General features: G+C 69.3%; 13 protein-coding genes and 1 pseudogene. 4 read left to right on the top strand and 10 right to left on the bottom strand.

The annotated features are described in order from the left end of the window. Nucleotides 1-16 precede the first annotated feature (16 nt). Nucleotides 17-880, bottom strand: a complete 864-nt coding sequence (locus ACGFU7_RS29890; protein ID WP_393699824.1) for an alpha/beta fold hydrolase — start codon at nucleotides 878-880, stop codon at nucleotides 17-19. 118 nt (nucleotides 881-998) lie between these two features. Here ACGFU7_RS29890 and ACGFU7_RS29885 point away from each other — a divergent pair, with 118 nt between their 5' ends. Then, nucleotides 999-1505: a MarR family winged helix-turn-helix transcriptional regulator gene (locus tag ACGFU7_RS29885; RefSeq protein WP_393699823.1), complete on the top strand. Its 507-nt coding sequence runs from the start codon at nucleotides 999-1001 to the stop codon at nucleotides 1503-1505. Nucleotides 1506-1507: 2 nt separating this feature from the next. Beyond that, complete coding sequence (locus ACGFU7_RS29880) at nucleotides 1508-1951, top strand: hypothetical protein (protein ID WP_393699822.1); 444 nt, start codon at nucleotides 1508-1510, stop codon at nucleotides 1949-1951. 359 nt (nucleotides 1952-2310) lie between these two features. On the opposite strand, the gene ACGFU7_RS29875 is transcribed toward ACGFU7_RS29880, so the two are convergent. Genes ACGFU7_RS29875 through panD form a run of 3 tightly spaced genes read right to left on the bottom strand, consistent with a single transcriptional unit; the run spans nucleotide 2311 to nucleotide 3790 of the window. After that, entirely contained in the window at nucleotides 2311-2937 is a 627-nt protein-coding gene (locus ACGFU7_RS29875) for an aspartate/glutamate racemase family protein (protein ID WP_393699820.1), read from the bottom strand. Nucleotides 2938-2974: 37 nt separating this feature from the next. Then, a complete protein-coding gene (locus ACGFU7_RS29870; protein ID WP_393699818.1) occupies nucleotides 2975-3334 on the bottom strand; it encodes a GNAT family N-acetyltransferase in 360 nt (119 codons plus the stop codon). 30 nt (nucleotides 3335-3364) lie between these two features. Continuing rightward, nucleotides 3365-3790 (bottom strand): aspartate 1-decarboxylase, encoded by a 426-nt coding sequence (gene panD / locus ACGFU7_RS29865; RefSeq protein ID WP_393699816.1) that lies wholly within the window; start codon nucleotides 3788-3790, stop codon nucleotides 3365-3367. 520 nt (nucleotides 3791-4310) lie between these two features. Between panD and ACGFU7_RS29860 the strand changes: the two genes are divergently transcribed. Continuing rightward, the gene (locus ACGFU7_RS29860) at nucleotides 4311-4562 is read left to right on the top strand and encodes a helix-turn-helix domain-containing protein (RefSeq protein WP_393699814.1); all 252 of its coding nucleotides are present in this window, start codon (nucleotides 4311-4313) and stop codon (nucleotides 4560-4562) included. Nucleotides 4563-4577: 15 nt separating this feature from the next. Here ACGFU7_RS29860 and ACGFU7_RS29855 read toward each other — a convergent pair whose 3' ends face one another. The 4 genes from ACGFU7_RS29855 to ACGFU7_RS29840 all read right to left on the bottom strand — a co-directional run bounded on the left by ACGFU7_RS29855 (nucleotide 4578) and on the right by ACGFU7_RS29840 (nucleotide 6713). After that, entirely contained in the window at nucleotides 4578-4763 is a 186-nt protein-coding gene (locus ACGFU7_RS29855; protein ID WP_393699812.1) for a hypothetical protein, read from the bottom strand. A gap of 504 nt (nucleotides 4764-5267) precedes the next feature. Continuing rightward, nucleotides 5268-5411 carry a hypothetical protein gene (locus ACGFU7_RS29850; RefSeq protein ID WP_393700036.1) on the bottom strand — a complete coding sequence of 48 codons (144 nt, stop codon included), beginning with the start codon at nucleotides 5409-5411 and terminating at the stop codon, nucleotides 5268-5270. Between the two features lie 171 nt (nucleotides 5412-5582). Further along, nucleotides 5583-6398: an SAM-dependent methyltransferase gene (locus ACGFU7_RS29845; RefSeq protein WP_393699811.1), complete on the bottom strand. Its 816-nt coding sequence runs from the start codon at nucleotides 6396-6398 to the stop codon at nucleotides 5583-5585. Nucleotides 6399-6554: 156 nt separating this feature from the next. After that, on the bottom strand, nucleotides 6555-6713 hold the full coding sequence (locus ACGFU7_RS29840) for a hypothetical protein (protein WP_393699810.1): 159 nt from the start codon (nucleotides 6711-6713) through the stop codon (nucleotides 6555-6557). A 130-nt stretch (nucleotides 6714-6843) separates the two neighbouring features. On the opposite strand from ACGFU7_RS29840, the pseudogene ACGFU7_RS29835 reads away from it, so the two are divergent. Further along, nucleotides 6844-10023 (top strand): annotated as a pseudogene (locus tag ACGFU7_RS29835) (tetratricopeptide repeat protein); the annotation flags it as partial. 53 nt (nucleotides 10024-10076) lie between these two features. On the opposite strand, the gene ACGFU7_RS29830 reads toward ACGFU7_RS29835, so the two are convergent. Both ACGFU7_RS29830 and ACGFU7_RS29825 read right to left on the bottom strand, forming a co-directional pair. Beyond that, nucleotides 10077-11249 carry an IS630 family transposase gene (locus ACGFU7_RS29830; protein ID WP_393699808.1) on the bottom strand — a complete coding sequence of 391 codons (1173 nt, stop codon included), beginning with the start codon at nucleotides 11247-11249 and terminating at the stop codon, nucleotides 10077-10079. A gap of 139 nt (nucleotides 11250-11388) precedes the next feature. After that, complete coding sequence (locus ACGFU7_RS29825) at nucleotides 11389-11733, bottom strand: hypothetical protein (protein WP_393699806.1); 345 nt, start codon at nucleotides 11731-11733, stop codon at nucleotides 11389-11391. Nucleotides 11734-12072 lie beyond the last annotated feature (339 nt).

Genomic DNA, 12072 nt, shown 5'->3' with positions numbered 1-12072 from the left:
GTTCCGTCCAGTCGGGTCAGATCGTCGGCCCGCCACGCCCCTGGGCGAGGAACGCCTCGACGATCCGGGCGAATCGGCGGGGGTCGTCGAGCCAGGGGTAATGGCCCGCGTCCGGCTGGACGGCCAGTTCGGCCCGGGGGAACAACTCCGCGATGCCGGCGGCGATACGGGGAAGCGGACCGCTGTCCAATTCGCCCGCAAGGACGAGGACCGGCGCGTCCCACGCGGTCAGGGCGGCCCGGGCCGCCTCGGGGTCGAAAGCACCGCGGGACGCATAGATGTCCGCAGCCTCCTCGTTGGTCTGTTCCGCCTCGGATGCGGCATGCTTCTCGGCTCCCGCGTCCCAACGGCCGTAGAAGAAGGGGGCACTGGCCTCGAAGTCGGCGTCGGTGGCGGCGCCGGTCCAGACCCTCTCGTAGGCCTCGCGTGCGGCCTCGAACCACGGCGCGGCCTTGCGCAGGGCGGCCGCCTCCCGGCGGTGTTCGCAGGTGAAGTCGGTGCCGAGGGCGCGCGCACGGGCGGTGATGAGGGTCAGGGTGCGGATGCGCTGCGGGTGCCGGGCCGCGTACAGAAGGGCGAGATCGCCGCCCGCCGAGTGCGCGAGCATGTCGACGCGACCGAGACCGAGATGATCACGGAGTGCCTCGACATCGGCGACCTGCCGATCGCAGCGGTACGTGGCCGGGTCGGCGGGGACGGCGGAGTCACCGCTGCCCCGCAGGTCGAGCATGATCAGCCGACGTCGCTTCGACAGTCCACCGAGATCGCCGAGGTAGGCGGAGGCGCGCATGGGGCCACCGGGAAGGCAGAGCAGCGGCTCGCCCTCGCCCACGGCGTGGTAGGCGAGTTCAGTGCCGTCAGAGGCGGTGAAGGAAGGCATGGCGCAATCCTCATCGCCACACGGCCACCACGGCAAACAGTGCGATTCCCGCGCAAGCGCCATTCCACGTCCGCCAATTTAGCAGCCATGTACATAGTAGCTATGTACTCTATCTGTCATGAGCAACGCACCCGAGGGACCGACCCCCGGCTTCCTGGTCTGGCGCCTGTCGATGAAGTGGCGGGTGGCCGTCGACCGGGCGATCGGGCCGTTCGGCCTGACGCATGCGCAGTACTCACTGCTCGGATCCCTGCTCGGGATGCAGCAGTCGGGGCTGCGGCCCAGCCAGCGCCGACTCGCGGACCACACCGGGCTCGAACCGCTCTATGTGTCGAAGCTGGCCCGCACCCTGGAGACCGCCGGCCTCATCGAGCGCACCACCGATCCCGGCGACACCCGGGCCGTCCAGCTCTCACTCACCGAAGAGGGGCGCGCGGTCACGCTCCGCGCGGTCGATGTCGTACGAGAGCTCCTCGATCAGCAACTGGCCCCGCTGGGCGGCCTGGACGGTGCGGACACCGAGGCATTCACGCGCACGTTGACAGCACTTCTCGACGTACCGATTCCCGCAGTTCCGGGTTCATCGAACAAGTCGACCAAATCGAGTAAATCCAGCAAGGAGTAGCCATGTCCGCCACACCGCCCGTCAACGGCCAGGTCATCGGCCAGGCCCACTACGCCACCCGGGCCGTTCTCGAACGGCTGCCGGCCACCACCGGAACCACGTTCCACCAGTCGGTGGCACTGAACGCCGTCGCGGACAACGGCGAGGCGATCGGGCGCGGCCGGCTCATCGGCCGTATGGCCGGCACGCTGAAGATCGACGCAGAGGTCGTTGAAGCGGCGCCGGCCGAACTGACCGCCGCAGGGCTGCTGGAGGAGACCCCCGGCGGCACATCCCGCGTCGGCCTCACGCCCGCAGGTCGTGACCGGCACCATGCGAACAGGGCCGGAATCGCCGATATCACGGTCCGGCTGTACGCGGGCCTGCCGGCCGAGGACCTGGCAGTGGCAGGCCGCGTACTCACCGAGGTCACCGCGCGGGCGAACGCCGTCCTGGCCGGGTCCTGAGGCACACCGCCCGGGAGGACAGAGCCCGCGAAGTGCATCGGGCAGCGGTCAACCGGCCGGCTGGGGTGACGGCTGCGGTTCCGGCGTGGGCGGCTGCGGAATCGGATCCGGCGCCGGGCCGGGCGGGACGGGTCCGGGCGGCGGAGGCGGCGGCTGCGGCAGCGGTGACGGAGGCCCCGGCATCGGTCCCGGGGTGGGCGCCGGTGGCACGGGGTCGGGGTATGGATCGGTCATCGGGGGCCTCCGAGCGGTTCGGGGTGGATCTCCTTCCACCGTCTCCCGGAGCGGCTGCCCGCGCCTGGCGAGTCCATACGTACAGGTTCCGAATGATCCGCGCGGGTACGCAAACCTCCGGCAGGTCAGCGCGCGACGGCGGCCGCGGCGGCGAGGCCCGGCCGGGGGCTGGAGAGCACCGGGATCCGGGTGACCGTACGGGTGACCGCATCGGCCATGGATGCCTGCGCCAGCACGATCACATCGGTGTCCGTCACCGCATCGGCAGCCGCCGCGACCAGGTCCAGATAGCCGTCGCGGTCACCGGCCTCGAAGCACGCCCAGGCGCCGTCGACCATGACGGTCCTGACGTCGACGGGCCGGTCCCCCGCCTCTTCGGCGAGCAGCGCGAGGGTCGGCTCCAGGGTGCCGGCGACCGTCGCGAGGACCACCACGCGTTCCCGTTCCGCGGCAGCGGCCGCCATCGGGCGGTCGACACGCAGCACGGGGACGCCGATCGCCGCCGCGGCCGACTCCGCGACCCCGCCGATCGTCGAACAGGTACAGAGCACGGCGGAGGCGCCCTCGGTGACGACACCCGCAAGCAGCGCCCGGATCTCGCCCGACACCGCTTCCGGACCCGATTCCCTTGCCCGGGTGAGCAGGTCCTCGTACACGAGATGGCGCAGGGAGAGTCCGGGATGGTCCGTGTCCCGGAGCGCATCGAAGACCGGGACGTGGGCCGGGGAGGTGTGCAGCAGGGCGAGCGTCATGGGCCAAACGGTACAACCCCCAGGCCTGTGTGGATCACTACAGTTCGGGGTGGGACTTGAGCTGCACCTTCGCCTGCTCCACCAGTGCGGCCGGTGCCTCGGGAGCCTGGTCGGGGTGGCGCTCAGCCCACTTCGCGGCGTACGGGCAGAGCGGAACGACGGGGACGCCCTCACGGCCCGCCATGGCGTAGAACTCCTGGACGAGGGCGCCCGCGATGCCCTTGCCCTCGTGGCCGGGTTCGACGACGGTGTGCACGGCGACGAGCGCGGCCGGGTCGCCGTCCATCACGAAGTACGCGATGACTCCGGCGGCCTTGCCGTTCTCGTACGCGAGCAGGTTGCCGCTCGCGCGGTCGTCGCGGATGTCGAGTTCGATCCGGTCGGTCTGTTCTGCCATGACGGGTGCTCCCTCGGTGGTCGAGCCGGGTCAGCGCGCTGCGGGGACGGCGTGCGGGCTCCGTTCGGTGGCGGTGCCGGGCACGGGCTCGGAGGCATCGCCACCGAGCGCGACGATACGGTTGCCGGCGTCGACGTGCACGATGCGCGGGGTCAGTCCACGGGCCTCGGCATCGTCGACCTGGGCGTAGCTGATCAGGATGACCAGGTCACCGGGGTGCACGAGGTGGGCGGCGGCGCCGTTTATACCGATGACACCGGAGCCGCGTTCGCCCTCGATGACGTACGTCTCCAGGCGGGCGCCGTTGTCGATGTCGACGATGTGCACCAGCTCGCCGGGCAGCAGATCCGCGGCTTCCATCAGCTCGGCATCGACGGTGACGGAGCCGACGTAGTGCAGGTCGGCCTGGGTCACGGTGGCCCGGTGGATCTTGGATTTGAACATTGTTCGTATCATCGAGGTACTCCTGGACATGGGCTCCCTGCCTGCATTTTTGCAGGTCAAGTGCTGTTTCCTCACCCTACAACGAGTCGCATGTCCGGGCAGCATTCCCCAGGTTCTTCAGGGCTCACGCTGACCACTTGCTGACTTCACTGACGCATCATCAGGTATCGGCGGAAGGGCCTAGCCCGCACTCCCGGACCCCACCGCGACGACTTCACAAGCCTACGCAGCGCTCCTTCTCGGGTATCCGTGATCACCGTCATCCCGACGAGCTGAAGGTGGCTCAATGCCTCCCGTTGTCCACGAGGAAGGCGCTCCTGAGCATCGCGGGGGGCTCGGCGCAGCGCGGGAACCTAGCAGCGAATCGCGGGTCAGCAAAACCGGCGGTTCTCATGACCATGGCCAAGGTCCGACCGGTGTCCCCTCGGAGCGACACGGGGCGGGTCTCAAGAAGCTTCCAAATCCGGCCAGAGCAGAACGCGGCCCAACGCAGCGATCAGCCTCGGGCCAACCTCAAGGAGCCCTCTTACCCTTGGAACCGCAGCCGCACCCCACCGAAAGCCGCACCGACAACGGCCGATCGCGCAGGCGCCAGCCCGTCGAGCCTGTCCTTATCGACACCTCCGAGGTCGCCACGATGCTCAGTATGTCCACGAGCTGGGTCTACAGGGAGGCGTCGAAACTGGGCTTGAGTGGCTACAAACTCGGCCGCGGCAAGAATGCCAAAGTCCTGCACAAGAGGGCCGAGGTCTTCAAATGGCTGGAGCAGCAGAAGATCCATTAAGGATCTTCAAGCTGCTCAGCGCTCGGCAGCGCACCTGCAGTAGTTCACCAGCATCTCTCCGAACCGCCCCGGCAGGGTGACGCCGGCCCGCGGCAGGAACTCCTTGAAGACCGCCATCATGTGGACCTCGAGGGACCCCGACGCGAACAGTGCCAGGGTGAGGGCGGCGGCGATCGAGGCCGCGGCCGAACTGTTCGGCACCGCCCGTTACCGGGGGTGACCTTCAAGGACGTGGCAGCGTGGCTCGGCATGACGGCCGCCGGGCTGACCTCTACTCGGCCGACCTCGACGCCCAGGTCCGCGCGCTCACCCCCAGTGGGCGTCGACGCGGTGCTGCACCTGGCGGGCGACGCGAGGGCGGGCGGATCGCCTCCCCCCTCGGCCTGACCCAGGACGCCGTCGAGACCGAGGACGTCACCGCCCACCCGATCATGGCCGGCCCCGACCCTCAAGCCCTCGTGACCCTGGCCGACAAGGCTGCGCCGGCGAGCTGCGTATCCCGGTCACTGCGACGTTCCCGCTGGAGCAGGCGTCGGAGGCGTTCGACGCCTTCCGTGCCGGGACCCTCGGCGAGATCACCGTCACCTGCACCATCAAGCAGTCGGGTCTCGACTGGACCGTCATCCGCTTCATAGCCCCGAAGAACAGCCCGAGCAGGGGAACCCGCGCGTCGGCATTTCAGCACGGACAAGCTCGGCTTCGCCGTCAGCCGCGCCGCAGGGCGCTCGCAGGCGCCACCATCCGGGCCCGCGCCGACGGCTCCTCGGGCGCGCCCGGGGTCCCCGCCTCGGCGTCCCGCAAGAAGCGCTCCCACTCCTCGTCCGGTATGGACGCCCCACCCTTGCTCACGCTGCGCTCCCGCCCCTTTGACGTGCCCGGCCCTCCCCAGGGCCGTTCGGCATCCGCGTATCATCACACGGCTCAGCAGCGCCGCCAGCAGCCCGGGTTCGCGATTGACCGGCACCGGAACCCGGGACTCGGACCGGCAGGCGGGGGGCGTGTGGTGAGGGCGTGGCCGGGTTACGGCTTGCGTCCCACTGCCACGTACCCCGCGCTGATGATGTCCTCCTGGCCGGGTACCGGTTCACCGAGTTCGGGATGCCAGGCTTCGGCGGCCACGATGCCGGGCTCGACTATGTCGAGACCGGCGAAGAACGCAGAGAACTGATCGCGCTTGCGCGGCGCCAGCGTGAGTGTGTTGGCCTTGTACATCTCGTCGACCTTGCGTGCCTGCTCCGGATGGAAGTCGGCGGTGAGGTGCGAGATCACCAGATGACTGCCCGGCGCCAGCACGTCGGTCAGCCTGCTCACCAGCTCGTAGGCACCGTCCTCGTCACTCACGAAGTGCAGCAGTGAGATCAACGAGAGCGCGACAGGCCGGCTGAAGTCCAGTGTCTTTCCGGCGTGTTCGAGGATGGCGTCCACGTCCCGTGCGTCGGCCTGCACGTAGTCGATGACACCCTCCGGGGTGCCGTTCAGCAGGGCTTCGGCGTGGGCCAGCACGATCGGATCGTTGTCGCAGTAGACGACCCGGGTGGTGGGCGCGGCCTGCTGGGCCACCTGGTGGAGGTTGGGCTCGGTGGGTATCCCGGTCCCGATGTCGAGGAACTGCCGGATGCCCTGGCCCGTCAGCCAGCGGGTGGCACGGTGCATGAAGGCCCGGTTCACCTTCGCCATCACCGGGACACCCGGTTCGACCGCAAGCATCTGCCGGCCCATCGCCTCGTCCACCGGGTAGTTGTCCTTGCCGCCGAGGAACCAGTCGTACATCCGGGCGGGATGCGGCTTGCTGGTGTCGATGTGCAGCGAGGTGGCGTCGTTCTCCGGTCGGGACATGGCGAACTCCAGGGTGCGTGAGGCAGTGGATGATCAGCTCGCCCACAGAATAGGCAACTTGTGCGCGCGGCGAGCCGCCCGGACGCCCCGGAGTCCGGGCCGAGTCACCGGGAGGCGGTCGGATCGAGAGCCCTGCGAAGGGCTTTCGCCGTCCGGTCAGGCATGGTCGAGGATCCGGTCGATCAAGTACCGGGCGGCCTCGGTGACCGCCGCTGCGCTGAACCGGATCACCAGGGCGGTGGTCAGGCGGCGCAGTGACATGGCCGTCCGGCGGGCGCGGTTGTTCCGGTGGGCGGACTCGGACTGACGGTTCATGGCGGGCTCCCGGGACGGATGCCGACTGCCGGGGCGGCGGTCGGCTAGGCATCCATGACCGCGCTTCCGGGAGGTTTCCTGCGAAGTCGCACACCCGCGCCGACCGCCAACTAGCGTGGTCACCAGCGGAATGTGCGCCTTCCGGAGGGGCCGCATCTCCGGAAGCAACGGGGGCCGGGGAGCGATGGACACTGCTGCGGGACGGTTCTGGAAGCACGTGCGCCATGTGTACGAAGCGGCTGAGTCTCCTGCGCTGTCCCGGCTCGAGGCGCTGGCGCGCGATCTCGGTCTGCCACGGAAGGCGGACGGACCGCCCCCGCGGCCGGCAGCGGTGGGACCCGGAAGAACGACGCAGTACGCGGCCAGAAAATCCGCGATCAGCGCCTGGCTCAACGGCGAGAGCGTGCCCGCACCCGACCGCGACGCCCACTTCCTCGCCGTGATCCGCTTCCTCGAAGGCCGCGCGCAGCACAAGGGCGGCTATCGGGCCCTGCGCCCGGGCGCCTGGCAGCAACTGCTTACGGAGGCGCGGGCCGAGCGCGAGGCGTCCCGCGGTGGCCGAACGGCAGCGAGGCGCGAGGCCGATGTCCAGGGGCCGGTCAACCTCCCGCCGCCCCCGCTCGGATTCACCGGCCGTGAGGCGGAGGCGGAGAGGATCCTCTCGTGGCTCGGCCCGGTACCCGAGGCCGCCCCGGAGGAGGGCGGGCCGCCCTCAGCCGTCTGTGTGGTGTCCGGCATGGGCGGGGTCGGCAAGACCGCACTCGCCCTGCATGCCACTCACCGCGCGCGGGGAGTGTTCCCGGGAGGCGTGCTCTTCGCGGACCTGCACGGCTATATGACGGACCATGAGGTGGAAGCCACAGCGGTCGTCGACCGCCTCCTGCGCATGGTCGGCGTCGGGGACAAGGACCTGCCGGCCACCGCGGACGGCAAGCGGGACGCCTGGCACCTGGCCCTGAACGACCTTGCCGAGGAGGGCCGTCCGCTGCTGGTGGTCCTGGACAATGTCCGCAAGGTCACTCAGATAGCCGGCCTGCTGCCCGCCCCGCCGCATCGCATGCTCATCACCAGCCGTCACACGCTCGCCACGCTGCCCGCCCAGCGCATCGAGCTGGACCCGCTGTCCGCGGACGAGGCCGTCAGGCTCCTGGACCGGGCGCTACGCGAGGGTGACACCAACGACGTCCGCGTCACCGCCCAGCCCTCCGACGCACGCAACCTGGTGGAGCTGTGCGGGAATCTTCCGTTGTCCCTGCGGATCATCGCAGCCCTGCTGCGTGACGAACCCGCCCGTCTCCTGTCCGGCCAAGCGGAGGAACTGGCCGACGCCCGCACGCGCCTGGACGCCCTGCAGTACGAGGACACCGACGAACACGGCAGCCCCCTGGCCATCCGCGCATCCTTCGATCTGTCCTACCGGCATCTGAACGGGCGGCAGAAGAGGACATTTCGACTGCTCGCTGCCGCCCCCGGACCCGACATCTCCACCGAGGCAGCCACCGCTCTTCTGGAGGAGGGCACTGCTCGGCGAATGCTGGCCGATCTCGCGCGGGCCCATCTCCTGCAGAGCGCGTCCGCCGACCGCTGGTCGCTGCACGATCTCATCCGGCTGTACGGCGAGGAGCTCGGCCGGGCCCACCTCGGCGACGACCGGCGCGATGCCGCCATGGACCGGCTCCTGGACCACTATCTCGCCCTTGCCCGGGCTGCAGACGCCCGGATGGCCGGTAGCGAGGACACCACCGCCTCGGCCCGGTTCGCCGGACAGGGGCAGGCGCTGGCATGGCTGGACGCCGAACGGGCCGCTGTCGTCGCCGCGGCCGTGTCCCCTGCCGCGCGCGGCCACGCCGCGGCCACCGAGCTGGCCACTGCCCTGACCCGCTACTGCATCGAGTGCCAGCATTTCGACGAACTGAACCTTCTCACCGAGGCCGCCGCGGAGGTCCTCGGCGAACGGGGGGACCGGCCTGGCCAGGCCGTGGCTCTGAACAATCTCGGCAACGGCCTGACGAGGGTGCGGCGGTTCGAGGACGCCGTGACGGCCCACGAGTCGGCCGTCGCTCTGTGGCACGACCTCGGAGATCCGTACGGCGAAGCAACCGGGACGACCAACCTCGGCCGTGATCTGCTGGACCTGCGGCGGTACCAGGAGTCCATCGACGCCCAGACCCGCGCCGCCGAGGCCTTCCGCAAGCTGGGCGACCAACGAGGCGAAGCCGCCGCGCTGGACAACCTGGGAAGCGCCCTGGTGGCATGCGGGCGTTTCAGGGAGGCGATCGACGCCCACAGTGCCGCGTTCGAACTATGCCGTGAGATCGACGACCAGTACGGCATGGCCGGTGGGATGGGTCTTCTCGGCCATGCCCTCGACGGGGCGCATCGATACGAGGAGGCCGCGCGCTTTCATGGCACAGCCGTGAACCTCTACCGTGCGCTCGGCGACCGGCGGAGGGAGGCGACAGGACTGGGAGGGCTCGGCGACGCCCTCAGGAAATCGGGTCGCCACGGCGAGGCATTCGCCGCCTACACCGCAGGCCTCGACCTCTGCCGTGAGATCGGTGACCGGCGGGGTGAAGCCGAGGCGCTCAACCGGCTCGGGCATGCCTCCATGGCGGTGCGGCGGACCGATGAAGCCATGGACACCCACATGGCCGCCATCGGCATCGACCGTGAACTCGGCGACCTGCATGCGGAGAACACCTCGCTCAGCGGCGCCGGCCACGTGCTTACGGACGCGCACCGGTTCGAGGAGGCCGTTGACGTGTACGAGCGGCAGGTGGCCGTCTGTCAGGAACTCGGTGACCGGCGGAGCGAGGCCGACGCATGGGGGAGCCTCGGCCTCGCACTGCAGGCGGCGGGCAGGTCGCAGGAGGCCATTGACGCTCAGGCCACCTGCGTTGCCGTGCACCGGGAACTCGGCGACGGGCACGGGGAGGTGATGGGACTCAATGGGCTGGGTATCACCCTGGAGGAAGCAGGCCGCCTCGACGAGGCCATCGATGTGCGTACCCGGGCCATCCACCTGTCCCGCACCCTGGGTGTACGTCGTGACGAGGGCATTGCTCTGGACGGGTTGGGCAGCGCCTTCACACGGAGCGGGCGCTGCGAGGAGGCGATCGACGCCCATACCGCCGCCGTCGAGATATTCCGCGCACTCAACGACCTGCAGTGCGAAGCCATGGCCCTGCACGGGCTCGGCGGCGCCCTCCAGGCGGCTGGCAGGTGCGAGGAGGCCGTGGATGCCCATGCCCGGGACGTGGAGATCTGCCGGGAGCGGGGCGAACACCGGCTCGAGGCAATGGCGTTGGGGAGCTTCGGCGAAGCGCTGGTGAAAGTGCGCAGGTTCCAGGAGGCGGTTGACGCCTACACGGCAGGCGCCGGCCTCTTCCGTGCACTCGGTGACCGGAGCGGTGAGGGCATGGCGATGAGCGGACTCAGGCATGCGCAGGAGGCCGTCGCGGCATCGGCGAACAGGGGTGACACACCGACACCGCCCCGGTAGGCGGCGGGTTCGCAGACGCTCAGGCCGCGCGGCGTGTCGTCAACGCGCCTGTTGCACACCGCTGCGTCGCAGCGGATCAGTCCCTGGGACGTTGCCACGAAGCCGGGGACGATCCGGCCGGCCACCCAGGTGCCGACCCGCTGGCACTTCTTCGTAGTCAGGTGCGGGGAGAAGTTGTCACAGACGATCGCGATACGGACCTCGGGCGGGTAGAGGCTGCGCAGGTAACGGCAGAACGCCAGGAGCTGGGTGCGCTTCTTGACCAGCTTGATGTGGCCGTAGAGCTTGTCCTTGGCCATGTCCAGGGCGGCGAACAGATGCCGGACCCCGTGCGGGCGGGCGTAGGTCGCCCGCCGCCTGCGGCGTGGTTCGCGGTCGGGGTCCTTGTGCCTTCCGCCGCGTTCGGCCCACTGCCGGCCCGGGTGGGGCATCAGGTTGAACGGCCCGAACTCGTCCATACAGAAGACGACTTCGGGCTCACCATCCTCGGGTATGACCTCGCCGTCGGCGATCGCGTAGAGGTGCTCGACGCGGGCCTTCTTGGCCGCGTAGTCCGGGTCGCGGGAGGTCTTCCATGTCTTCAGGCGTTGAAACGAGACGCCTTCCTCGCGGAGCAGGATGCGCAGGCCCTCGTGGCTGATGTCGTCGACCACCCCCTCGGCGACCAGGAAGTCGGTCAGCTTGGTCAGACTCCAGGTGGAGAACGGCAGGCTGTGCTCGGCCGGCTTGGACTTCGCGATCTTCTTGATCTCCCGGCATTCCGGGAGGGTGAAGGTTCTCGGCCGGCCGCCCTTGTACTTGGGATACAGGGAGCCGAAGCCGTCGGTGTTGAAGTTGTGGATCACGTCCCGGACCCGGTCATCGCTGGTGAACGTCACTTCGGCGATCTTCGCCACAGGCATGCCCTGGGCGGACAGCAGGACCATCTGGGCCCGCCGCCAGGTCACCACCGACCCGGTGCCCCGGCGGATGATCCGCAGCAGCCGTCTGCCTTCGTCATCGTCGATCTCGCGTACGCGTACTCGTTCTGCCACCCGGACAGGGTGACGGTCACGCACCGCCTGGCAAAGCACCGAGACGGCACGTCACATCACAACAGGGCAAACATTGCCTGATACGGCATTAGGAAGGCGGACGAGGTGCCGTGATCGCGGCCAAGCGCCCCCGAGGGAACTAGGGCTTGTGGTCCGGCACTGACTCGGGCAGTGCTGCGTACCAGCCCTGGACAGCCAGCCAGAATCCGGCCAGCACTATGGCGACGAGCGCGGCGCGGCCTGCGTACCCGGCAACGGACGGCCCGATCATCCATCGCCGGGGCAGCAACCACGCTGACAAAGCGGCTACCACTCCGACGAGAACGGTCAGCGGAAGCTCCGCGTACAGCACGCTCCAGTCCGGCCCTGCTTCGAATCCGGCGCGCGCCCGGAGTTCGGCATCCGCGGCCCATCCCAGCAGCCCTATGAATCCACCAGCCAGGGCCACCCCGGTACCACTCAGTGCTTCAAGACGCTCTCTCATGATCACTGGAGACGCTGGCTACTCCGTGGGAGTTCCCGGAAAACCGCACGATTCTCCGTCGCGAGTCAGGAAGGCACCCGGTCTGGTCAACCCCGAACCTCTCTACTGCGCTGCCGCTGCTGCTTTCTCTGTCTTCCCCTTCCTGCGCCCGGTTGCGTGGCCGCCTTCGCCCGACTGCGGTGAGGGCAGTCATTTCCAGGGACGACGAACGCCTACGTGCCGTGGTCGACAGGGCGAACGTTGCCTAATTCCTTCGTAGCAGCGCCGAGTGGGGACCCTCAGTTCCTTCGTGCTGTTCGAGTACCGCACCGTGATGCCTGAACGTTGCATGGCGATCGA

The sequence above is a fragment of the Streptomyces sp. NPDC048473 genome, from assembly GCF_043200155.1.
GTDB lineage: Bacteria > Actinomycetota > Actinomycetes > Streptomycetales > Streptomycetaceae > Streptomyces.
Note: the sequence above shows the minus strand (reverse complement) of the source record. Positions and strands in the feature narration are given on the sequence as shown.

Bases quoted from the DNA above. Each gene is read 5' to 3' on its own strand.
- ACGFU7_RS29890 (WP_393699824.1), bottom strand. From the start codon at position 880: ATGCCTTCCTTCACCGCCTCTGACGGCACTGAACTCGCCTACCACGCC.
- ACGFU7_RS29885 (WP_393699823.1), top strand. From the start codon at position 999: ATGAGCAACGCACCCGAGGGACCGACCCCCGGCTTCCTGGTCTGGCGC.
- ACGFU7_RS29880 (WP_393699822.1), top strand. From the start codon at position 1,508: ATGTCCGCCACACCGCCCGTCAACGGCCAGGTCATCGGCCAGGCCCAC.
- ACGFU7_RS29875 (WP_393699820.1), bottom strand. From the start codon at position 2,937: ATGACGCTCGCCCTGCTGCACACCTCCCCGGCCCACGTCCCGGTCTTC.
- ACGFU7_RS29870 (WP_393699818.1), bottom strand. From the start codon at position 3,334: ATGGCAGAACAGACCGACCGGATCGAACTCGACATCCGCGACGACCGC.
- panD (WP_393699816.1), bottom strand. From the start codon at position 3,790: ATGATACGAACAATGTTCAAATCCAAGATCCACCGGGCCACCGTGACC.
- ACGFU7_RS29845 (WP_393699811.1), bottom strand. From the start codon at position 6,398: ATGTCCCGACCGGAGAACGACGCCACCTCGCTGCACATCGACACCAGC.
- ACGFU7_RS29840 (WP_393699810.1), bottom strand. From the start codon at position 6,713: ATGAACCGTCAGTCCGAGTCCGCCCACCGGAACAACCGCGCCCGCCGG.
- ACGFU7_RS29825 (WP_393699806.1), bottom strand. From the start codon at position 11,733: ATGAGAGAGCGTCTTGAAGCACTGAGTGGTACCGGGGTGGCCCTGGCT.